This is a genomic window from Streptomyces yokosukanensis (assembly GCF_001514035.1).
GTDB lineage: Bacteria > Actinomycetota > Actinomycetes > Streptomycetales > Streptomycetaceae > Streptomyces > Streptomyces yokosukanensis.
Genome location: NZ_KQ948230.1, coordinates 96,577 through 117,205, shown reverse-complemented (window position 1 = coordinate 117,205; position 20,629 = coordinate 96,577). Strand labels below are relative to the sequence as shown.

The window sequence follows — 20,629 nt, the reverse complement described above, 5'->3', positions numbered from 1 at the left end:
CTGGTGAGAGGAGAAGACCGGAGGCAAGGTCCCGGACTCGGCCGCGCATCACCCAAGAGCAGATCGGCCTACTGCCCGCACCTACAACGGCCAGGCTCGCTGGGTGGCTACGCGCCCTTCGACCTATGCCGCCAAACGGCGTGCTCCAGGTCGCCCTTGTCGTGCCCGAGAAGCACTGCGACTTCCTCATAAACAGCGTGCAACTGGTCGTACGGGAGGTCTGGAACGCCAGCGTCGACGGCGAAGGCGCGCAGATGTACATCAAGGGCCACGTGCGAACACATCAGGCAACTCAACAGCAGGTCCAGGAGCCGCGGTCGGAGATTCCTCTCGTACTTGCACCGGGGCTGGAAGCTGACGTCGCAGATGACAGCACCCATGTGGGTCCATCCGTCGGGATGCGGAAACGGACCGCTGCCGAGTAGATGTTGAACGTGGTCGGCGAGCCGCCGGGCAGGGCTGGATGTGGGCATGGGCCAATGATGGCGCTGCGGACTGACAATCTGGTTGGAAAGTCCAAAACTCCGGAGCGGATGAGGCGATGGAGGTGTGTCGTTCCATCACGCAGCCCCCTCCATGATGGGAAGGCTTCCCATTTCGGCTACCGGGCCTCCGTCGAAACCGGGGCAAGGCGGAAGACGCATTGAACCGTGTTGAACCCGATCACCTCCGCAACGAAGCGGAACTTGTTGCCAACTGCAACGGTTGCAGGGGCCTGCTGACCAGTCAGGTGCAGATCGCCGGTGTTGACGTCCTCGTACTTGTAGTTTGGGCCGTCCGTTGTCTGCGGTCCCTTGTCGCCTGGACCGGAAAGGAAGTCGTAGCGGGTCTGATCATCCCCATAGGACGCCATGTGCCTGATTGACCCGTCGAAGGCGATCGACTGCCCCTCGTGCTTGGTTGCGAAGTTCACGTTCGCTTCGCTGCACGGGTCCGCCTTCAACAGCGCTGCGAACTCGCGATTGTTTTGCGCCGTGATCACCTCAGCGTCGGTCGGCTCATCTGCAGGGGGTGTAGTGGAAGGCTTCTCACCGATGGCCGTCGAACTGGGTGAGGCGTTCTTCTCCTTGTCTCCGTCGCCGAGCGCAACGCCAGTGACGATGATGGCAGCCAAGACCACGAGGACGGCAGCCCCCGCCCCGATCAGACGCCACGCTAGTGGCCTCTTCGGCCGACGAAAGTTGAGGGTGGTGCGAAGTCTGCCTGGGAGCTGTTCCACGAGCTCCCAGCCGTCCTTCTGCATCTTCGAGATGACCAAGCCGTCGGTGCCCCGAACCGTCTGCACGACCTTGTACTCGTACTTGATCTCATTGGCCATGCGGCTCCCCGCCCCTGAAGCGAACTGGTCATTGCAACTGGGCGCGAGCATAGAGGACTCCGCGAGTAGCCCGGCATCAGGAACTGCCCGCTCACCACCGGCATTTGCAGCACGCCGCGATCCGGGCAGTGGCCTGCTTTCAAACGCCTCCACCCCTGTCCTGCACGGACAGGGGTAGAGGAACGTTCATGCAGCTACAGTGAGCGGGGCTTCCATTCGCTCCCAGGCTCCCAGGACTGCCTTGTGAGCGTCCGGCTGCAGGTGGGCGTAGCGCTGCGTGGTCTGAAAGCTTTCATGGCCGAGGAGGTGCTGGACCTCGTAGAGCGAGACTCCCTGCTGCACCAGCCACGAGGCGCACGTGTGGCGCATGGAGTGCGGTGGGTAGTGCGGGACAAGCTGCTGCTCACCGTCGTCGTCAAAGTAGTAGGCGCCTTCTACAGCCGGCCACCAGGTCTGCCTCCGCCAGTTGCCGTCATCGAGGAGTCGTCCAGCCCTACCCTTGGTGATGGTGGTAAATACCACCGCGTCACGGTCTAGCCCGTAGATGTGGCGCTCAAGTGCCTCCAGGACATGGGATGGCAGCGGAACTTCCCGGCGGCTCTTGGAACTCTTCGGGTACTCCTTGATGCCGCTCTTAGTGTTGACCTCCACCACGAACAGTCGCGAGCGACGCTGGTCGATGCGGTGTCGGTGAAGGCCGGAAAGTTCACCCCAGCGCAATCCGGTGTAGAAGCCGAGCAGGCACATCGTCTTCCAGGGGGAGGGCAGTTCGTCCAGGATGCTCTGCGCCTGATCGAGTGTGAACCACTGCGGCGGTTTAACTGCGATCTTGGGCAGGTCGATGCTGCGGCAAGGACTCACCGTGATCACGTCGTCGTCGACGGCCGCGCGCATGATCGAGGACGTCAGGTTGTAGGCCCGCTTGATCGCGGCAGCACCCGTGCCCTTCTCGACCAGGGAGCGGACCCAGCTCTGGACGTCCATTCGGGTGATGGCGCGCATCTCCCAGTCCGCCCAGTAGGGCATGACGTGGTTTTTGATGCAGGAGGCGTCGCCTCGCATGGTGTGGCGCTCGACCACGCGGGCGCTCCACCAACGGTCGTGCCACTCGCGGAACGCGATTTCGCCGGCCCTCGGGTCGCGCATGCTTCCGTGGGCGAACTGGGTTTCCATCTCGATGCCCCAAGCTCGCGCCTGAGCCTTGAGAGGGAATGACTCACTGAACCGGTCTCCTGTCCGGTTGCGTACGGTCGCCTGCCACTTGCCGGACTTCAACTTGCGCAGGTACGCGGCACTACTCCTTTATTCCGGGGACGGTGAGGACCATGCTGACAGCCAAGGTCAGCGGCGGGCGGGCGGGGAAGGGACTGATCTGCTGGTAATGAACTCCTCCAAGCCGGATGCGGGGACACGGACGCGCGAGCGGCCCGTTCCGGTGCGCAGGTCGACGACCGGAAGTTCCCCGGCTGCAATGAAGCGGTAGACAGTGCGGCGATCGACGTCCAAGGCGGCGGCGACAGCGGGAATGGACATCAGACGGGCAGGCATGGTGAGTCCTTGAGAGTGGGGTGTGAAAGAAGCCGACGCATCGGTTCAGCTGGCATGTTGAGCAGGAAGAGGCATTGCCACCCCCAGGCGGAGGCGTACTGGTGATGCCAGAAGGTCGCAGGCCAGCGACGCTTTCGTTCTCCTCTCAGGCTCAAGCGCTGTCCTGCGTTCGGTGCGGCTCCACCGCCAAGCACAACCGACCGCGAACACCCTCAATGGTCGCCACGATCGCCGGTTTGGCTAACCGGCGATCGTGGTCTATGTTCCGGTCGCGCCAGGCAAGAAGACGACCATCGGCTGACACTCACGGCACCAACTGCACGTCTTAACCCCTGTTCTCCTGGTCTTTGACCGCTAGCTGTGTTCGCAGCGCCGCTGCCCTTTCCCTAAACAACACGACCCTCGCGGCCGCACCTTGTAACCGGTGGGCCATTCACCCGCCCACGTGCCTTCAAGGTCTTGTAGATTGACATAGCCCCGCGTGGCGTTCCAGCCTTTGAGCGTGCTTTCTCGTCTGCCGTGAGCGAATACTGAAAGCCGCAAGTCCCTTTAAGTCCCGGGACGCTTAGCAGGTGCGGACTGCGGCCCCTGTCTGGGGCGTTCTCGCTGCTGGCTACAGTTTTCCGCAGCCCGGGCAAAATGACCGCCCGGCCGTAGATCGACCCAGCCGAATGAGTAGGACCGTCGCAGGCCGTTTTGCCACCGACCTCATGCAAATAGTTTGCGCGTCAATCGGCGAAGCGGTACTGGGAGGCAACGGCACGCACTTCCTTGGTTACGGCCCGGATGCCGTAGGTCATGAGGGGGTGCACGGCGCTTAGCTCGTGCCCGCAATCCCACACTCCAGATGCAGGCGTACGGAAGGGAACCACGCTTATCCCGTGGGCGGTGAAGGGAACCACACCGAGGTAGCGTGTACCGCCGGTACCGCAGAGGTAGCTCCGGGCCTGGGTGACCGCTGCGAGGTCGGCGAGTCGCTGCGACCGCTCAGAGCGGGCGGGCAAACGACTGCTGTACAGGATGCGGCCCTTCCAGCCCAGCAGCCCGAGGAGCATCCGCGTGGATGCCTCTCGGCCACATCAGCAATCTTGTCCGTTCGCCAGAATTCGTCGAGCACGGACTCCAATTCCTGCCGGAAGAGCGGCCAGTCAGTGGAGCTGCCGCAGTGCTGCGCGAGCATGTGCATGACTCGTCGACGCGAGCGTTCCGGGTCGACCAGAAGAGCATCCCGGATGAGGGTCGACCGACCATAAGGAAGGTGGGTAGGGATCGAGAGCCATTGACGTCGGCTTGGGTGGGACATGCTGGCCAGCCGGGCCCGGTGCTGGTAGTCGCGGCGGGCAAACTGGACGTCGTCGAGCACGATCCAGTAGTCCGCCGCGAACAGCTTGGCCAGGGTGTTCAGTCGCGGCAGGAAGTTCGGCTGGTGGATCGCGCACAGCCCGCCGGGCGCGGGGAGGTCATGAAGCGATGAGTCTGCTGGTGAATCCGGCGCGGATAAGGGACTCGTACGCGGCATGTACGTCCTCCGGGACATGCTGCTCGATGGCGAACCCGAGCTTCGGGTACTCGATAACACGCTGGAGGTCGCCGACGAGCATGTCGATGACGAGCTTCTCGTCACCGATGCTCTTGAGGTAGTCGTCGAACTCCATGGGCTCCGATGCGCAGGTCACCTCGACCTGGGGCCAGAGTTTGCGGGCGGTGGCGAAGGAGCGGCGCTCCATGTAGGGCTTGGAGACGAGCAGCACGGACTTCGGTGTGATGCCGGCAGACGCGAGGACATCGCGGGACAGGGTGATGTTCTGGCCAGTGTTGCCGGCGTTCGGCTCCACGAGGATCGCGCCATCCGGCACACCAAGGGCGAGGGCGTGCTCGCGGAAGTGCACGGCTTCCCCACGGGGGAACACCTTGGCTGTGGTCGGGCTGTTGCCGCCAGTGAACACGAGAGTGGGGAACAGGCCGGCGCGGTACAGCTCGGCGCTGAAGGCGGCCACGCCGAGGTCGTGACTGCCAAGCCCGATCGCGACGTCGACGGGGCCCACGTCGTGATGCATCTGGTGGAAGTCCCAGACCAGCTTGGCCTTGCTGATCTGCTCCTCGGTGATGGCCGGCTGGTTGTCGGTCACTCGCTTGTCTCCCTGGTCACCGTCGTGTGGGGCGGGCTGCCCCGTCGGCCGTCCTCCGGATGTCCGTGATGCTGCGGAGCTGGTGGCTCAGCCTGTACTGGGCTGCCTCCCTGGCAGCGTCGTCGAGGACGTGTAGCCCATCATCCAGGGTTGCGGGATCGGAGAGCAGGATGTGGCCATATGCGGTGTCCAGGCGTACCCGCTGCATGGGCGAGTCCGTGACGCCTGTACTGCGTGCAAGGTCGATGAGGCGTAGGGCGGCATCGAGGTTCCCGGAACCGCGGTGAGCGAGGGCCAGCTTCTGTTGCGCGACCGACCAGTCCTCCTGTTCGGCGAGGTCCTCGAAGACGTGGACCGCTGCTTCCATAACGCTGACCGCATAGTCGTGGTTGCCGTCCTTGCTCAGAGCCGTGCCCACCCACAAACGAGCGCGGGCACGATCACGAGGGGACAGTCGATCGTCGGCTGCCAGGTCCTCGTACTGGCGCGCCGCCGTCTCAAGTTCGCCGACCATCTCTATGACAACGGCTAGGGAGAGATCGAGCTGAGCTACGCGGCGCGGGATCTCCAACTGTGTATAAAGCGAACGAGCGTTGGCGTATGCGCGCTGGGCCGAAAGAGGGCCTACGACGGCCCCTTGGTCTCGCAACAGGTCTCCCTGCAGCGCGGTGGAACGTGCCAGCAAGGACAAGCCCCGTTCATCCAGTTCCGAGGCTTTGTAGCGAGAGGTCCAGCGGTGCAGAAGTGATTCTGCAAAAGGAAAGTTCTGACGGGCAAGGGCCACCACTGCGCGCTCCAAGTCGTCGGCCCACGTCTCGTAGTCCCAGGCTCGTGGGCGGGGAATGGTGACGCGCCCGGTCGTTTCCGGAGGGGTGCACCCCTCGGCAAGTTTGGCGAGCTCTGTTTCGAAACGCACGTGGGTCTGCGCGTTCGCCTGGGCCAGCGCTGTATCCAAGATGGCCTGGCTCTCCGTATTGGGTCGCCGCTTGGCCAGAAACTTCTCCCAGTTGCTGACGGTATTGACCGAGACGCCCAGTCTTTCGGCGAAGGCACGCACGCTCAAGCGGAGAGCCTTCCGGAGGGCAAGCGCCTCCAGGCCGGTCCATTCATGAACGGTCGCCACGTGCCACTCCTTTCCGTTGCCATCGAAGCACGCTGTGTCGCGTCAGGTGGACGGAAGTGGGACAGAAGTGGGACGGCCGTGGATTCCCTGACCACTCGGCCGCCATCAGGCTCGAAGTGCCCCTCCGAAGACGGCCTGATGGACGGTCATGATCTTGGAACCCCTCACCGAACAGCGACACGTCACCGGTCCGCTCGTGTTCGGCTACCTGCGCCTGCTGCGGGTCTCACGTGCTCGTCAGCTGGCCCTGACGATGGCGATCGGCGACTACTGCCGTCGTCACGAGCTGACACTGGCCGGTGTCTACATGGAGCGTTGCTCTTCCACGCCGTACGCGTTCGTGGGCATGCTCGACGCCCTCACGGCCACTCGGTCCTATGGGGTCGTACTTCCCACCCCGTCGCACCTCGGCCCCAAGGCCATAGCGGCTGAACGGCGCAGTCAGCTGACCGAAATCGGCGCCCATCTGCTGCTGATCCGTGGTGAGCAGACGGCTCCACCAGGCGAAGGCGCCCCATCCCTCGCCGCCGGAGGCACCGAGCGATGAGTGCCTGCCGGTACAGCCCTGCGCGACCGTGGTTGGCGCCTGCTCGGGCGGCTACGTCCCGGCCGGCCGCCAGCATCGCTTGCGGAGGGTGCCTCGAGTCAGCGCTCGGCGGCGTTCCTCCAGTAGTCCTTCAGCATCTCGCTGGGCCACGCGGGCTGGGTGACGTTGCCGCGCGGCAGGAACTCCTTGAAGACCGCCACCAGGTCCACCACCAGCGTGCCGTCGTCCGCATCGAGGTCGACGACGTGCAGGTCCCGTCCGTCGACGCGGAGCAACCGCGGGAACGAGGTCGCGAGGCGAGCCGGACGCCGGTGGTTGTGGTGCACGAAGGTTCCCGTCGCCGGCCAGTCCGGGTTGTCCCGCGGGCTGCGCGCGTGGAGGGCAACGTCTTCAGGAGAGCCGAAGTTGAAGAACCAGGTGACCTGGAGGTGAGAGAACTCCTCGATCCCCTGCAGGGTCTCCTCGGGGAACTCCGGGCGCAGCCGAATGATCGACTCCACACCGCCCTTGAAGTCGTCGAGGCGCCCCTTGTGGCCCCCGACTACTTCGGCGATCACCGGCACCTCAATGGACTGTGTGGACACGGGTTCCCCCTTCTCCGCTCGCGGCACGGCGAGGCGGTCAGCCACAGCATGCCCGCCTTCACCACCATGGCGCCGTCAGGCTACTCGTTCGAGTACGGCCTTGGCGCGCTCGTCGATCTCCGCCGCCACGCTGATTCCCCGATTGCGGAAAGGGGACAGCACCCGGCGCATGTTCACGGCTGCCTCGCGTGCTCTGCCCGACTGGACGCCCTCCATCGCGTCCAGGGCCTGTGCCCAGGTGTGGCAGGCGGCCTCCACATTCCCCTTGCGGGCCTGCACGGCGCCCATGTAGCCCAACGTCACCGCGTGGGTCCGGCTGAAGGTGTCCGCCTTCCTGGTCAGCACGCTGTTGTTGAATTCTTGGAGCGCGCCGTCGAGATCGCCGAGCGTCCACAGGGTGCGGGCGGTCTCGTGGGCCAGGGAAGCCCGCTGGAAGAACCACACCCGACTCGGTTCCTCGTCGCCGACGTCCGCCGCAGCAAGGTCGTCCTCGGCCCGGAGAAGCGCTGCGATCGCGGCACGCTTCTGTCCGTCGGCGGCAAGGCTGCGTGCCTGCACCACTCCGAGCAGTGCCCGCTCGCGAGGGGTCGCGAGGGTGTACCGCTTACGCTCCACGGAAGCCGTGGCGAGGTCGACGGCAGCCCCCGGGTGGCCGAGGTCCGTTGCCTGGTGAGCCATCGCCCGCAAGATGTGGCCGGCGAGGGGAGCGTCGTCGGCTTCCGCCGCGAGCTTCAGGGCCAGAGTGAAGTAGCGACGCGCGGCCTCATGGCGGGAGGCGTCGAAGCTCATCCAGCCGGCGACGTACACCGCCTCGGAGGCAGCGGCGAGCAGGGCACGACGGGTGCCGTCGCTGGTGAATGTCCCTCCCACGTACCTGGCCACGTCGTCGACGAGGTACTGGTAGAGAGCCGTACGGCCGTCCATGCCGCCGTGGCGCTGGTCTCTTCGAGAGAAGAACTCCGTCATCTCACGCACAGCGCTGACTTCGGCGGCCCCGACCCTGCGGCTCGTCGCAGCGGGACGGGACTTTGCCCGTTGGGGAGCCTCATCCCACCACTGCGGTCCAGGCAGAACCAGGCCACCCACCGAGTAGGCGGCGCCGGCCAGCAATCGGCGGCGTTCGAGGTCCACGTCGCTTCTCCCAAGGTCTACCAGCGCAGTCAGCGTATCGACGTTCCACTCCGATGCCGCGACTGCATCCGCGCCCAGCACGGAGAACCCGATCTCAGCTGGTGTGATGGGGCGTTGCAGTCGCCGGGACAACGTCTCGCACAAGATAAGCGGCGCTCTGCCCGAGGGCTGCGTTCCCGCCACCCACATGGCGATGTGCGAGCGGCTGGTGCCCAACAATTCCTTTGCTCCCACCTCGGCCGCGACCCTCACGAAAGCAGCCGCCACTTTCTGCTGCGACCAGCCTGTTTCCGCGATCGCGTCGGCCAGCTTCACGTTCCGCTCGCGCGCCATCGTCTACCTCGGTTCACCAAAACGATCTTTGACGGGTTTGACGGCCCCGGCAGCCGCCGGGAGATACCGCCGCGATGTGATCCACGGTTCGCTCGTGGTCAACGAAACCACCAACTGCCTTTGTCCGGGAGGAAACCGGTGAAGACCAGCCACACGACTGGCGCCGATACCCGGACTGGGTCGGGCGACGGGCGCGCTCCCGCTCCGACGTCCGGCGTACGGCACCTCGACCACTCGCCGCCGGTGGCCGTACTCGTGCAGAACCTCCGCCCCTTCGACCACTCCGACAAGACCGCCGATCGAGTCCTCCGCGGGCTCAAGCACCAGTTGTGAGAAGGCGAGCATGGACCGAATCGAAAGTCTGGGCAGTGTGATCAGCACTCCCGAACGGAAGAAAAGCCTGACGCTCGCCGCCAACGACAGGGCCCCGGGCAAGGCACGGTCTTTCACCCGGGAAGCGCTGACGGCGTGGGGGGTGGAAGACCTTCTGGACCAGGCTGTACTGATCGTCAGCGAGCTCACCACCAACGCCGAGCGGCACGGCCGAACTCCAGGCGTCGGCCTGAGCCTTCCGTCCAGGGTGGAAGGCGAGCCCGTCGAAGAGATCACGCTGACGTTAGCCCTGCAGGCCGGTGTTGTGGGGATCGAGGTCGAAGACAACTCCCCTGAGCCCCCAGTGCCTCAGATCGCCTCGCTCTATGCCACCAGCGGACGGGGCCTACACCTCGTGTCGGCAGCGGCCGACGCTTGGGCTGCCTGCCCCAAGGAAGACGGACGCGGCAAGAGAGTGATCGCGCTCGTGAGGCGCACCGAGTCGCCCTTCACCTCCTAACCCCCTTCCCTTGGAGATCCCTGATGTCATCCCGGCCTACTTCCTCACCCGCGCCGACCTCCGGCGGAACGAGGTGGGGCTTCGACGCCGATGCCGTACGTGTGCTGCTGCTGGACCTGGACGGCGTGCTCGTCGACACCCGCCCGGTCATGGAGCGCGCGTGGCATCAGGTCCGTAAAGACCACGGCCTCGACGTGCCGTTCGGGGAGTACGAGCGTCACCTGGGTCGGCCCTTCGCCGACATCATGCAGCAGCTCGGGCTCGCTGACGCCGAGCCGATCCACCAGACCTACTCCAAGGCGTCGACGGCCGCCTCGCACCTTGCCCGACAGTTCGACGGCGTCATGGAGGTCCTGCATGCCTTCGCCGCTGCCGACTGGCGGCTGGGGATTGTCACGTCCAAGCCGTTGTCGCGAGCCACCCCTCTCCTGGCTCAGCTCGGCGTCCCGTTCGGCACGGTGCGCACGCCGAACGGGGTGGGGCGGGGGAAACCCGCGCCAGACCCGATCCTGCTCGCCCTGATCGACCTGGGTGCCGACCCGGCCGATGCGCTGTACGTCGGCGACATGGCGGTCGACCAGGAGGCAGCCCGTCGCGCTGGCGTCTCGTACGTGCATGCGGGCTGGGGCTACGGCACCCCGAGCCCCCCGGCCCCCGTCGTCGCCGCATCGCCGAAGGAGCTGCTGCGGCTCATGGACACCGGGCCGATCCTCGAAGGGAGCCTTGTATGACGCCGACCAAGTGCAGCGCCTTGGGCATCGCCCGCGCCGACTCCGATGGCAAGCCCTTGTGGGCGCTGGTCGGCAAGGGCGCGCTCGCGACCATGAAGTCCGACCGGATCACCACGTCCGAACTGGAGGCCCTGCCCTTCGACCCGCGCGACGCGGAAGCAGGGGTCGACCATGTGATGGAGGCCCTCGAAGCGTACGGCGCCGACCTTGCGAGGACGCCGGGTGGCGCGGGGTGGCTGTACGTCCAGCACGTGCCGGCGCGGCGCCTGGTGGCACAGGTCGTACGTAAGCTGGCGGCGCTCAGCGCGTGGGAGCCGTTCGCCAAGGCCCCAGGTCCGCTGAGACTCGCGCCCTACGAAGGACTCGTCGGACTGCGGTCGAGCAGCTCCCGCGAGTACCGGGCGTACACGGTCACCTGGTCGGGCATCGCCTACCTGCTCGGAGCCGCAGCCCCTCACAACCCCCTCCGATCCGCGCAGTTACGCAACCTCCCTCATGCCCCGACGGTCGCATCGGTGCCGAGCCCGGCTCCCTCGGAGCTTCCAGTGAGCGAGGTGGTGGCGCTGTCGTGGTCGTCCCGTCACGCGGCCACTCTGCTGCCAGTGCTGGAGGAGCTGGCCAGGAACGGGCGCCCCAGCCTCGTGGTGGACTTGGCGACCGACCCGGCGGAGCGGTGCCCGGCTTCGGGGGTCGCGGGGGTGAACCTGTGCTCGCCTCCGCCCAGTCTCTTCGACCTCTCCGGCGCCGTGGACGGGTTGAAGCCGCAGGATGACGGCCACGTCGTTCGAGTCGACGAGCACGAGGTTCAACTGGCGCGATTGCTCCGCCTCGTATCCGTTCTGTTGAAGACGAGCGGCGGGTGCACCCAGCCGTCTTGGCGATCCGTGGTCCTGGCGGAGACATGGTTGGACGACGTTCTCGCCGCCGCACGGCCGCATACCGTCCTGGTCAGCAACGACACCAGCCCGCTGGGGGCGCTGGCCGTACATGTGGCAGAGCGCCATGGGGTGAATACGGTGCACGTCCAGCACGGGGCCTGGACGGCTGAGTCGGTCGCATGGCCCGCGCTGCACAGCCGCGACATCGTGGTCATGGGTGAGCGGGATCTCCCCCTCGCGAAGGAGTGGGTGCGCCACCCTGACGCCAAAGTCCATGTCCTGGGCCAGCCTCGCTTCGATGTACTCGCTGGCCTCGGCCGCGATACCCAGCGGCGCTACCTGGAAAATCTGCTGGCCCCCGGCCCGCGTCGCAGTCCTGCCCGTATCGCGGTGTGGGCCTGCCAGCCCTTCGGTCCTGACCGGCTCAAGGCCCAGGCCGACCTGCTGCTGGACGGTCTATGGCAGGCCGGCAGCGACTGGGGCCTCGTCATCGCGCCGCATCCGGCACAGAGCGTCGACGTCTTCGCCCCCCTGCTCGAACGGGACGGTCGGCCCCTGGTGGCCGTGGCCGATCCCCGGGTCGGCGCTCGCGGCTGCCTCGCCGGTGCCGACGCCCTGGCGAGCGCCTATTCGACGTGCGGCATCGAGGCCGCGCTGGTGGGCGTTCCGGTGCTCGAACTCGGTTCGCCCGGCGAGCGCACGCTCGGACTCTCCGACCACGGCCTTGCACGGCGATGCAGTACCGCCAATGAAATCGCCGACGCCCTCCTCGCACTGCGCGGTCCGCGCCCGCCTGCCGACCGGGCGGCGACGGACGCGGTGTGCCGGTGGCGCGGCGACAGCGCCGCCCAAGTCGCATGCCTCATCACCCGCCGCTCGGGCGGCCATGTCATGCACTCCCTCCACATCAACCACGAGGCCCGCAGCGCCGATTCCGGACTGCCGCAGGGCGAAGGAGTACCTGCCCGATGACACACCTGACCGCCGACAGCGTCGCCGAACTCTTCGTCGGCGCTGTCGCCCTGGCCAAGAGCGGCGAGAGGGTCAGCCCTCGTGGCGTGGCGACCCGTGAGGTGCTAGACGTCCACATGCGGCTGACCCAGCCGCGGGCCCGCCTGCTGTACGCACCGCCGGCACGCGTCATCAACCCCGCATTCGCCGTGGCGGAGACTGTGTGGCACCTCTCCGGCTCGGACGCCCCGTGGATTTTCGATTACAACGCGCGCCTGCGGCAGTACGCCGACGACGGTGTCCTGCGGGGCGCGTACGGGCCGCGGATGCGGAAGTGGGCCGGGAACGTGGATCAGCTGAGCCGTGTCGTCGAGATCCTCAAGGAGGACCCCGACTCCCGCCGGGCCCTGATCCAGCTCTACGACCCGGCCCAAGACGCCGCCGGGCACAAGGACGTGCCCTGCACGCTGGGCTTCGGCTTCCATCTGCGCGCCGGCCGCCTGCACATGTCGACGACGATGCGTGGTCAGGACGTGTGGATCGGCATGCCGTACGACCTGTTCTTCTACACCGTGCTGCACGAGCTGGTCGCGGGCTGGCTCGGCGCCGAGCTGGGCGAGTTCCACCACCACGTGGGTTCACTGCACATCTACGAGAACCATCTCGACCAGGCCGAAGAGCTGACCGCGGTGACCGCGAGCGCGGGCATGCCGGACCTCACCACACCGTGGCGGGGTTTCGACGATCTGCTCGCCCAGGTCGAGGCCCGGGACGTGACCGGCCACCCGGGCTGGGACACGATGGCTGAGACACTGCGCAGCTACCGCCTGTGGAAGGACGGCGCGCGTGAGCAGGCGTGGCGGGTCGCCGACAAGATCGACGGACCGCTGGGCGAGGCGCTCATCGCCTGGTACGGCGAGCTGAACCGCCGTGCCAGTGCCTCGACCGCGCGCGAGACGGCGCGGACGCGGTGATGGCCACCATGGACCGCGCGCCCTCGGTCATCCTCGGGCTGTGTTCCTTCACGCACGACTCTTCCGCTGCCCTGCTGGTAGACGGGGAGATGTTCGGCTTCGTGGAGGAGGAACGCCTCTCTCAGCACAAGCACACCAAGGACTACCCCCGCCACGCCGTCGAGTGGCTGCTGAGCGAGGCCGGGCTCACCGCAGCCGACGTCGACGCCGTCGCCTACAACTTCCGGCCCGCCCACTACCTTGCCGAGTCGCCAGCGGCACTGCGCCTCGCACTGTCACCGACGACGCGCGACCGGGCGCTGCCGAGGGCGCGCGGCTTCGCCAAGGTGGCGCTGCGGACCCAGCTGCGCACCCGCGCCCTCGGCCAGCGGTTCCCCTCCTCCTGTGTCTTCCCCGTGCTGCACCACCGGGCCCACCAGCTGACGGCCTTCGCCGCCTCAGGGTGGAACGAGTCCGCCGTGCTCATCGTGGACAGCCTCGGCGAGCGGCAGACCACCACCATCGCCCGTGGACACAACGCGCTCCACCCCTCCACGCGCACCCTGGAGGCGATCAACGACCCTGCCTCCCTGGGCTACGTGTACGGCGCGGTCACCGAGCACCTCGGGTGGCGCCGTGGTGACGAGGAGGGCACCGTGATGGCGCTCGCCGCCCTCGGCGATCCGGAGCGGTTCCGCCACCTTTTTGCCCGGGCCGTGCGAACCACACCCACGGGCTTCTCGGTCGACCCCGCCTACTTCCCGCCGCGCGTGCTGACCTCGGGCTACCCGAGGACCTCTCGCCGCTTCATCGCCGAGACGTGCCCCGAGCGCCACCCGAGCGAGCCGATCGAAGACGTCCACCGGGATATGGCCGCCGCACTTCAAGAGCGCACCGAGCAGGTGATGCTGCATCTGGCCCACCGGGCGCGGACGATCACCGGATCGCGTCGCCTGTGTGTCGGCGGTGGAGTCGCTACGAACTGCGTGAGCGTCGGGCGGATCATCGAGGCCGGAATTTTCGACGAAGTCTTCGTACCGCCCGCCCCGGGCGACGCCGGCACCGCGATCGGGGCCGCCATCGCCGTGCACACCGGCAGCCGCAGCCGGCGGCCTGTGTCCGGCGTCGCCCGGGCCTGCTATCTCGGCCCGTCGTACCAGCGCAAGACCCTTGACCTCACGCCGTGGCCCGGGCTCCAGCAGAAGACGCTGGGCGTGGAGTCCGCCGAGTTCCTCGCCGACCAGCTTGCCCACGGCATGATCGTCGGGCTGTTCCAGGGACGAGTCGAAGCCGGCCCTCGTGCCCTTGGGAATCGCTCGATCCTCGCCTCTCCATTGGAGCCCGGGGTCGTCGAGCGTCTGAACGCCACCGTGAAGTTCCGGGAGCCGTTCCGCCCATTCGCCCCCATGGTCCTGGCCGAACGCGCCGCGGAGTTCTTCACTCTCGGCCAAGAGGCGCCGTACATGTCGATGGCGTCCGGCGTGACCGACGAGGCGCGCGAGCGCGTGCCGGCCATCGTGCACGCCAACGGCACCTCCCGCCTCCAGACCGTCACCCGGTCGCAGAACGCGTTCATGCACGACGCGCTGAGCGCCTTCGCCCGCCGAACCGGGGTGCCGGTGCTGATCAACACCTCCCTCAACGTCAAGGGCAAGCCGATCTGCGGGACGCCGGAGATGGCCCTGGACTGCCTGGCCAACTCCGGACTGGACGCCCTGCTGCTGGAAGGCAGGTGGATCACTAAGTGAAGATCGGATACAGCTTCTGGGGTTTCCTCGGCAACGGGATCACTGACACCCCGGACGGGGGCCGCAGCCACCGACGTCCCCTGATCGACGCCCTCCTCGGCCGCGGCCACGAGATCGTCTTCCTGCAGGCCAACCGCGACCTGATCGAGGCCGGCGACGACCTCGGCAACGCCTACGCCTTCCACACCGGCACCCCGGACGTCGACGTCCTCTTCCTGGAGTGGCGCTGGGCGATCGACGGGCGCAACACCACCCCGTGCGGCACCGAGGGGCACACCTGCGACCTGCACCGCCAGACACAGCTGGTCACCTGGTACACGGTTCGGCTCGGAACTCCAACCGTGATCTGGGATAAGGACCGCCAGCTCCGGCCGGACAGCGTGTGGCGGCGCATCCGCAAGACCACTGTGTGTGAGGCCGCTCTAGAGCCGACGCCGGGCGCCCACCGCCTGCTATTCCCTGTCGACGACCGTCTCCTCGACGAGACGGATCCGATCAGGCTCGCCAAGAAGCCCCGGGACCTCGCCCTCGGGTACGTCGGGAACCAGTACGACCGCGACGAGCATTTCGACCGCTTCTTCGCGCCGGCCGCCACCCGCTTCGATCACCTTGTCGGGGGCAAGTGGACCAAGACAGATCGCTGGCGGCACGTCCGGTTCCTCGGGAGGCTCCCCTTCGAGGCGGTCCACGCCGTGTACGGCAGGTCTCTGGCAACCGTGCTGATGCTGCCGGAGCGGTACGCCGTCGTCGGGCAGATGACGCAGCGGATCTTCGAGGCCGTCCTCGCCGGCTGCCTGCCGCTCACTCCTGCCGACATCCTGCACGCGGACCGCTTCGTGCCCAAGGATCTGATCGTCAGCTCGGGCAGCGAGGTGATCGAGCGGCTCGCCCACCTCCAGCGGATCGCCGGCACCCAGCAGCACGCGGACCTGATCGCGGCCTGCCTGGACCGGTTGGACCTCTTCCGCCTGAGTCGGCAGGTGGACGCGCTGGAAGCCGTCCTGGACATGGCCGCCTGCCCCGTAGATGTGGAATGGGGTGCGGCGTGATGGAGCTGCCTTCCCAGGCCATGGCACCTGGATCATCCGAACGTGTCCGACCGGCCGGTCCGACCGGGCCCCCGAGCGCCTCTACGCTGGAGCACCATGAAGAAGGTCGCCATCGTCGGCTGCGGAGGCAGCGGCAAGTCCTACCTGGCACGCGAGCTGGGCAGGATCCTCGACGCCCCGGTCACGCACCTGGACGCCGCGTTCTACGACGACGCGTGGAACGCGCTGCCCATGGAGAAATTCGCCGCCCTTCAGCGGGACCTGGTGGCGCAGCCGAAGTGGGTGATCGACGGGAACTACAACTCCACCTTGCAGATCCGGCTCGAAGCCTGCGACACGGTGGTCCTCATGGACGTCTCGACCGTGGCCGCGCTGTACGGGATCTTCTCCCGCCAGATCCGGCACGGGGCAGGGCACAAGGGCAACGGGGTGCACAACCGCATTCACTGGGGCGTGATCAAGTACGTGGCGACGTACCGCCGCAAGATGCGCCCGCGCGTCATGGTCAAGATCGAGGAATTCGCCTCGGGCCGTGCCGACGTGGTGCTGCTGCGCAACCGGCGACAGACGCGCCGCTGGCTGCGCAAGGTCGCCGCAGAGCACCGCTGAGCGCTCCGCGCCTCCGAGGGGCGGGTGCGGCATGAGTGGCGCCAACCCCTTCCTGGACCCCGCGCGGCAAGCGGAACTGTACGGGCACGCCTCTCGGCTGGCCGGCCGGTCCAATGCCCTGATGCGGGCGAAAACCTCCGGACGCCCGGTACCAGACACGATCGTGCGCCTGGTGCGCGCTCACCACCAGCAGGCAGACAAGCTCGGCTTGGTCTTGGACGTCGGCTGTGGTCGCGGTACGAGCAGTCTGGCCCTGGCCCAGCAACTCCGGCCGCAGCGCGTACTCGGTCTCGACGCGGCTCCTGCCCTGATCGAACAGGCCCTACACCGCGCTCAACGGCTCCCCGACATCCCAGTTAGCTTCCTCCTGGGCAACTTTCACCAGCTGCCGCTGCCTGCCCAGTCATTCGACGTTGCCGTCGCAGCCTTCTGCCTTTACCACTCACCGCAGCCACAGACGGTGGTCGCGGAGATGAAGCGGGTGCTGGCTCCGGGAGGGCTGGCCGTGCTCGTCACGAAGGGGCTCGATAGCTACTGGGAGATGGACCAGCTGGTCGCTGCCGCTGGCCTCGACCCGCGGGCCGAGCAACACGAGAGCCTGTACATCTCGGCGCACAGCGGCAACCTCGCCGACCTGGCCGCCGCGTCACTCGACGTACGCGCTGTGGAGCACGAGGAACACAGGTTCACCTTCGACGGCCACGATCACGTGGCGGAGTACCTGGCCACCAACCCGAAGTACGACCTCGCCCCGGGCCTTTACGGCAGTCCGGGCGCGCTCGCGGCAACACTGCATGAGTTCCTGCCGGACCGGCCCCTCACCACCAAGTCCCTCGTCACCTTCGTAGTGGCCCAGTCAGGGGGAGGACGGTTGTGAGCGTTCGCCAGTTCACCAAGCACTACGAGACCCCCGGCCGGGTGGCCTCGGCAGCCCGGCATCACGCCTGGCTCGCCGAGCATGCACCGCCGTTGCGGCTGCCGGCGCTGACGGTGGTGGGGCCGACGAGCCTGACATACGAGCGGATCGACGGCCGTCCTGCCCGGACCGAGGACCTGCCGGCCCTGGCTGGTTTGCTGGGCGACGCCCACGGGGCCGCGTGGACCACCGATCTCCGGCCGGCCGCACTCAACCGGCCCCACCGTTTCCGTGACGGCATCGCGTTCGGCGACTACATCGGTCCCCGGCAGGCTGCCCTGCGAAGAAGGCTGGAACACGGGTACCTGCCGGACCGCGCGGCCTTGCACGCATTGCTGACGCTGCTGGAGAAGACCGCCGAGGGGCCGACCGCCTTCTATAAGGACAGCAACCCGCGAAACTTCATCATCACCGAGGCCGGCGAGATCTACACGGTCGACACCGACGATCTGACGCTGGCGCCGATGGGTTACGACCTGGCGAAGCTGATCGCGACGCTGGTCCTGACGTACGGGCCTTTGCCGGCTCCAACCATTGACTCGGCGCTGCGCGCCTACAACGAGGCCGCCGTACGCCACGACCCCCGGCTTGGCATCACGGATCGCGAGCGGCTCGACGACTTCCTCGCGCTGCACGCCGTGCTGACCGCTCCTTACGCCGGGCGCAACGGCTACCGCTACCGCTGGTCGCCCCGACCCTGCCCCCAAGGATCCGCATGATCACCACAGAACTCGTCTTCGTCCGCCACGGCGAAGCCCAGTGCAACGTCGACGGCCTGGTCGGCGGCCCGCGCACCTGCACCGGGCTGACCAACCGCGGGTATGCCCAGACCGAACGGGTCGCGCTCCGCCTCGCCGCCGAGCACCGCGACAAGCCGTTCGGAGCGCTGTACGCCGGCCCGCGCCTCCGCCTGCGCCAGACCGGCGAGATCATCAGCCAGGCCCTCAGCCTCCCCATGTCCACCGACGACCGCCTCGACGGTCCGCTCCACGGTGCCGCCGACGGCAGACCCTGGGCCGAGGTGAAAACTGCTGCCGACGGTGGGCCGCACGCCCACCCGGATAGGCCCTGGGCTGCTGGATCCGACACGTGGAACGGCTATCTGGAGCGGGCCGGCCGCCTCCTACAGGAGCTCATCGACCATCATGAGGGTGAGCGCATCCTGTTCGCCGCGCACGGCGAGACCGTGATCGTCGCCCACACCCTGCTCCTGGGAATCCCGCTCGGATCTCCGGCCGGATTCACGGTCTCTCACGGGTCCATCACCCGGTGGCAACACCACCTCAACCGGCTTGGGCAGAGACGGTGGATACTCGACCGCCACAACGACACCGAGCACCTGGCCGCGTTAGCGCAGGAGGCTGTCGCGTGATCACGCTGTCCGATGATCCGCGCCTGAGCCTGGCACGCGGCGCGCTCGGAGCGGTCCGCATCGTGCACGATCCGACTCTCCCGCCCCGAGTCCTGCGTCTGGTCGACGCCGACGGCAATGAGTTCTTCGCCAAGCAGCACAGCGAACGCGACCGATACATCCGAGAACTCCATGCCTATCTCGCCTGGGGAGCTCACCTGATCGGGCACGTCCCCCGAGTGGTGGGCCGGCAGGACAGAACATGCACCCTGCTGCTCACCGCGGTGCGCGGCGTACGGGCGGATGCGGTCGCGCCCGGGTCGCCGGAGGAGGAACAGGCTCACTACGATGCCGGGCGCGTGCTGGGCAAGCTGCATCACGCCACCTCGGTACCGCGTACCGGCGCCATCGGCACGGAACTCGCCCAGCGGCTGCGCGACTGGATCGCCCGTGCAGACCGGGCCGGCCTCATCTCCACGGCCGAACGCGACCGCATGGGCCACAGCGCCGACGTCCTGGCGAACACGCTCATGGACAGCGCGGTATGCCACCTCGACTACCAGCCTCGAAACTGGCTCCTTGGGGACGCCTTCGGTATGTGCGACTTCGAGCACATGCGCCGGGACGCCCGCATCCGCGACTTCGCCCGGCTCGAATTCCGCCGTTGGCAGGCCGCCCCCTACCTCCGCACGGCCTTCTTCGCCGGATACGGAACGCCGCTGAACGACACCGAACAGCGACTGCTGGAGTCCTTCGGCGCGATCGAGGCCGTCACCGCCCTGGTCCGCGGACATGAGCAGGACGATCTCGCCCTCAGCACCCACGGCCGCACCGTTCTGGCCCGGCTCGCCTGAACCACACCCCTCCTCGGATTCCTGGAGAACTCCGTGTCACAGCACGCATCCCACCTGACCACCACGGTCCCCCGCCGGGCCGTGGTGACCGGCGCCGCCGGCTTTATCGGCTCCCACCTCGCGCATGCCCTCGTCCAGGCTGGCGCCGTCGTCGTCGGCGTCGACCGTCGTGACCCGGCCACCGATCCCACGGCCGCAGCCAACCTTGCCGCCCTGCAGAGGCTCCCGGGGTACATGCACGTCACCGCTGACCTCCTCAACTGCGCGATCGAGCCACTCCTCCTGGACGCGAACGCCGTCTTTCACCTGGCCGGCATCCCCGGGGTACGCCCCTCCTGGGGACCAAGGTTCAGCGAGTACGTGGCCTCCAACGTTCTCGCCACCCACCGCGTCATGGACGCCGTCACCCGTATGGGCATTCCCCGGCTAGTGGTGGCCTCATCCTCCAGCGTCTACGGCCCCACCGAGGGCGGTCCGAGCGTCGAAACCGACCGGCCACAGCCGGCATCCCCGTACGCGGTCACGAAACTCGCCGAGGAGCAGCTCTGCCTCGCGCACTCTGTCCAGGCCCATTGCCCCACCAGCGTCGTCGCTCTGCGGTACTTCACCGTTTACGGCCCCCGGCAGCGCCCTGACATGTTCACGCACCGCGCCCTCTCGGCCGCCCTGACCGGCCAGTCACTACGTCTGTACGGAGACGGTCACCAGCGCAGGGACTTCACGTACATCGACGACGCGGTCGCCGCCACCATCGCCGCTGCCACGATCCCGACCGCCAGTGGAGTGATCAACGTAGGGGGTGGTTCAAGCGCCTCCCTGCTGGAAGTGATCAACATCGCGAACAGCCTCTCCGGCCGCGAGATCCAGGTTCACCACGAAAACCCCCGCAGCGGTGACGTCCTCACCACCCGCGCCGACCCCAGCCGGGCCCATGAGGTCTTGGGCTGGCAGCCCCAGGTCGACCTTCACAACGGCATGCGAGCCCACATGCAGGCGCTGGCCGCCGAGACCGCCGCGTACGGCCGCGCGGCATAACCAGCGGGA

The 20,629-nt window shown here is 67.4% G+C and carries 22 protein-coding genes and 1 pseudogene; 14 read left to right on the top strand and 9 right to left on the bottom strand.

Annotated features, from left to right (window positions below; genetic code table 11):
* Positions 1–425, top strand: a 425-nt coding sequence (locus tag AQI95_RS48520; RefSeq protein WP_208614379.1) for a hypothetical protein, incomplete at its 5' end; no start/stop codon positions are given.
* A 176-nt stretch (positions 426–601) separates the two neighbouring features.
* On the opposite strand, the gene AQI95_RS39810 is transcribed toward AQI95_RS48520, so the two are convergent.
* The 7 genes and pseudogenes from AQI95_RS39810 to AQI95_RS39790 form a co-directional block, all read right to left on the bottom strand.
* Complete coding sequence (locus AQI95_RS39810; RefSeq protein ID WP_067135662.1) at positions 602–1,318, bottom strand: DUF4839 domain-containing protein; 717 nt, start codon at positions 1,316–1,318, stop codon at positions 602–604.
* 186 nt (positions 1,319–1,504) lie between these two features.
* Entirely contained in the window at positions 1,505–2,491 is a 987-nt protein-coding gene (locus AQI95_RS39805; RefSeq protein WP_244189021.1) for a tyrosine-type recombinase/integrase, read from the bottom strand.
* 168 nt (positions 2,492–2,659) lie between these two features.
* Positions 2,660–2,851: a helix-turn-helix domain-containing protein gene (locus AQI95_RS45715; RefSeq protein WP_244189023.1), complete on the bottom strand. Its 192-nt coding sequence runs from the start codon at positions 2,849–2,851 to the stop codon at positions 2,660–2,662.
* Between the two features lie 743 nt (positions 2,852–3,594).
* On the bottom strand, positions 3,595–3,921 hold the full coding sequence (locus tag AQI95_RS49980) for a WbqC family protein (protein WP_279617048.1): 327 nt from the start codon (positions 3,919–3,921) through the stop codon (positions 3,595–3,597).
* An 80-nt stretch (positions 3,922–4,001) separates the two neighbouring features.
* Positions 4,002–4,385, bottom strand: a pseudogene (locus AQI95_RS49975) (WbqC family protein); the annotation flags it as partial.
* Entirely contained in the window at positions 4,327–4,995 is a 669-nt protein-coding gene (locus tag AQI95_RS39795; protein ID WP_067135659.1) for a YdcF family protein, read from the bottom strand. The pseudogene AQI95_RS49975 and the gene AQI95_RS39795, both read right to left, overlap by 59 nt.
* Before the next feature lie 16 nt (positions 4,996–5,011).
* On the bottom strand, positions 5,012–6,118 hold the full coding sequence (locus tag AQI95_RS39790) for a helix-turn-helix domain-containing protein (protein ID WP_067135657.1): 1,107 nt from the start codon (positions 6,116–6,118) through the stop codon (positions 5,012–5,014).
* Between the two features lie 148 nt (positions 6,119–6,266).
* On the opposite strand from AQI95_RS39790, the gene AQI95_RS39785 reads away from it, so the two are divergent.
* Complete coding sequence (locus tag AQI95_RS39785; RefSeq protein ID WP_067135655.1) at positions 6,267–6,665, top strand: hypothetical protein; 399 nt, start codon at positions 6,267–6,269, stop codon at positions 6,663–6,665.
* Between the two features lie 98 nt (positions 6,666–6,763).
* Here AQI95_RS39785 and AQI95_RS39780 read toward each other — a convergent pair whose 3' ends face one another.
* Together AQI95_RS39780 and AQI95_RS39775 are read right to left on the bottom strand one after the other, a co-directional pair.
* Complete coding sequence (locus tag AQI95_RS39780; protein ID WP_037857391.1) at positions 6,764–7,249, bottom strand: TrmO family methyltransferase domain-containing protein; 486 nt, start codon at positions 7,247–7,249, stop codon at positions 6,764–6,766.
* Between the two features lie 75 nt (positions 7,250–7,324).
* Positions 7,325–8,713 carry an NsdA family TPR-like regulatory protein gene (locus tag AQI95_RS39775; protein ID WP_067135653.1) on the bottom strand — a complete coding sequence of 463 codons (1,389 nt, stop codon included), beginning with the start codon at positions 8,711–8,713 and terminating at the stop codon, positions 7,325–7,327.
* A gap of 343 nt (positions 8,714–9,056) precedes the next feature.
* Here AQI95_RS39775 and AQI95_RS39765 point away from each other — a divergent pair, with 343 nt between their 5' ends.
* From AQI95_RS39765 to AQI95_RS39710, 12 genes are all read left to right on the top strand, one after another.
* Entirely contained in the window at positions 9,057–9,545 is a 489-nt protein-coding gene (locus AQI95_RS39765) for an ATP-binding protein (RefSeq protein ID WP_079071842.1), read from the top strand.
* Positions 9,546–9,646: 101 nt separating this feature from the next.
* Complete coding sequence (locus AQI95_RS39760; protein WP_067135649.1) at positions 9,647–10,276, top strand: HAD family hydrolase; 630 nt, start codon at positions 9,647–9,649, stop codon at positions 10,274–10,276.
* Positions 10,273–12,126, top strand: a complete 1,854-nt coding sequence (locus AQI95_RS39755) for a hypothetical protein (protein WP_067135647.1) — start codon at positions 10,273–10,275, stop codon at positions 12,124–12,126. The genes AQI95_RS39760 and AQI95_RS39755 overlap by 4 nt, the downstream gene beginning before the upstream one ends.
* Positions 12,123–13,079, top strand: coding sequence for a thymidylate synthase (locus tag AQI95_RS39750; RefSeq protein ID WP_067135645.1), 957 nt, complete (start codon positions 12,123–12,125; stop codon positions 13,077–13,079). The genes AQI95_RS39755 and AQI95_RS39750 overlap by 4 nt, the downstream gene beginning before the upstream one ends.
* A gap of 8 nt (positions 13,080–13,087) precedes the next feature.
* Positions 13,088–14,806: a carbamoyltransferase family protein gene (locus AQI95_RS39745; protein WP_037857507.1), complete on the top strand. Its 1,719-nt coding sequence runs from the start codon at positions 13,088–13,090 to the stop codon at positions 14,804–14,806.
* The gene (locus tag AQI95_RS39740; RefSeq protein ID WP_067135643.1) at positions 14,803–15,855 is read left to right on the top strand and encodes a glycosyltransferase family protein; all 1,053 of its coding nucleotides are present in this window, start codon (positions 14,803–14,805) and stop codon (positions 15,853–15,855) included. The genes AQI95_RS39745 and AQI95_RS39740 overlap by 4 nt, the downstream gene beginning before the upstream one ends.
* A 96-nt stretch (positions 15,856–15,951) precedes the next feature.
* Complete coding sequence (locus AQI95_RS39735) at positions 15,952–16,464, top strand: P-loop NTPase family protein (protein WP_067135640.1); 513 nt, start codon at positions 15,952–15,954, stop codon at positions 16,462–16,464.
* Positions 16,465–16,495: 31 nt separating this feature from the next.
* A complete protein-coding gene (locus AQI95_RS39730; protein ID WP_067135638.1) occupies positions 16,496–17,341 on the top strand; it encodes a class I SAM-dependent methyltransferase in 846 nt (281 codons plus the stop codon).
* Positions 17,338–18,099 carry a phosphotransferase gene (locus AQI95_RS39725; protein ID WP_037857406.1) on the top strand — a complete coding sequence of 254 codons (762 nt, stop codon included), beginning with the start codon at positions 17,338–17,340 and terminating at the stop codon, positions 18,097–18,099. The genes AQI95_RS39730 and AQI95_RS39725 overlap by 4 nt, the downstream gene beginning before the upstream one ends.
* Positions 18,096–18,752 carry a histidine phosphatase family protein gene (locus AQI95_RS39720; protein WP_067135636.1) on the top strand — a complete coding sequence of 219 codons (657 nt, stop codon included), beginning with the start codon at positions 18,096–18,098 and terminating at the stop codon, positions 18,750–18,752. Before AQI95_RS39725 ends, AQI95_RS39720 begins: the two co-directional genes overlap by 4 nt.
* Positions 18,749–19,585, top strand: a complete 837-nt coding sequence (locus AQI95_RS39715; RefSeq protein ID WP_067135634.1) for an aminoglycoside phosphotransferase/kinase family protein — start codon at positions 18,749–18,751, stop codon at positions 19,583–19,585. Before AQI95_RS39720 ends, AQI95_RS39715 begins: the two co-directional genes overlap by 4 nt.
* A gap of 33 nt (positions 19,586–19,618) precedes the next feature.
* Complete coding sequence (locus AQI95_RS39710) at positions 19,619–20,620, top strand: NAD-dependent epimerase/dehydratase family protein (protein WP_244189020.1); 1,002 nt, start codon at positions 19,619–19,621, stop codon at positions 20,618–20,620.
* The last annotated feature ends 9 nt before the right edge of the window (positions 20,621–20,629 follow it).

Bases quoted from the DNA above. Each gene is read 5' to 3' on its own strand.
- AQI95_RS39810 (WP_067135662.1), bottom strand. From the start codon at position 1,318: ATGGCCAATGAGATCAAGTACGAGTACAAGGTCGTGCAGACGGTTCGG.
- AQI95_RS39805 (WP_244189021.1), bottom strand. From the start codon at position 2,491: ATGGAAACCCAGTTCGCCCACGGAAGCATGCGCGACCCGAGGGCCGGC.
- AQI95_RS45715 (WP_244189023.1), bottom strand. From the start codon at position 2,851: ATGTCCATTCCCGCTGTCGCCGCCGCCTTGGACGTCGATCGCCGCACT.
- AQI95_RS49980 (WP_279617048.1), bottom strand. From the start codon at position 3,921: ATGCTCCTCGGGCTGCTGGGCTGGAAGGGCCGCATCCTGTACAGCAGT.
- AQI95_RS39785 (WP_067135655.1), top strand. From the start codon at position 6,267: ATGATCTTGGAACCCCTCACCGAACAGCGACACGTCACCGGTCCGCTC.
- AQI95_RS39775 (WP_067135653.1), bottom strand. From the start codon at position 8,713: ATGGCGCGCGAGCGGAACGTGAAGCTGGCCGACGCGATCGCGGAAACA.
- AQI95_RS39765 (WP_079071842.1), top strand. From the start codon at position 9,057: ATGGACCGAATCGAAAGTCTGGGCAGTGTGATCAGCACTCCCGAACGG.
- AQI95_RS39755 (WP_067135647.1), top strand. From the start codon at position 10,273: ATGACGCCGACCAAGTGCAGCGCCTTGGGCATCGCCCGCGCCGACTCC.
- AQI95_RS39750 (WP_067135645.1), top strand. From the start codon at position 12,123: ATGACACACCTGACCGCCGACAGCGTCGCCGAACTCTTCGTCGGCGCT.
- AQI95_RS39745 (WP_037857507.1), top strand. From the start codon at position 13,088: ATGGACCGCGCGCCCTCGGTCATCCTCGGGCTGTGTTCCTTCACGCAC.
- AQI95_RS39735 (WP_067135640.1), top strand. From the start codon at position 15,952: ATGAAGAAGGTCGCCATCGTCGGCTGCGGAGGCAGCGGCAAGTCCTAC.
- AQI95_RS39730 (WP_067135638.1), top strand. From the start codon at position 16,496: ATGAGTGGCGCCAACCCCTTCCTGGACCCCGCGCGGCAAGCGGAACTG.
- AQI95_RS39720 (WP_067135636.1), top strand. From the start codon at position 18,096: ATGATCACCACAGAACTCGTCTTCGTCCGCCACGGCGAAGCCCAGTGC.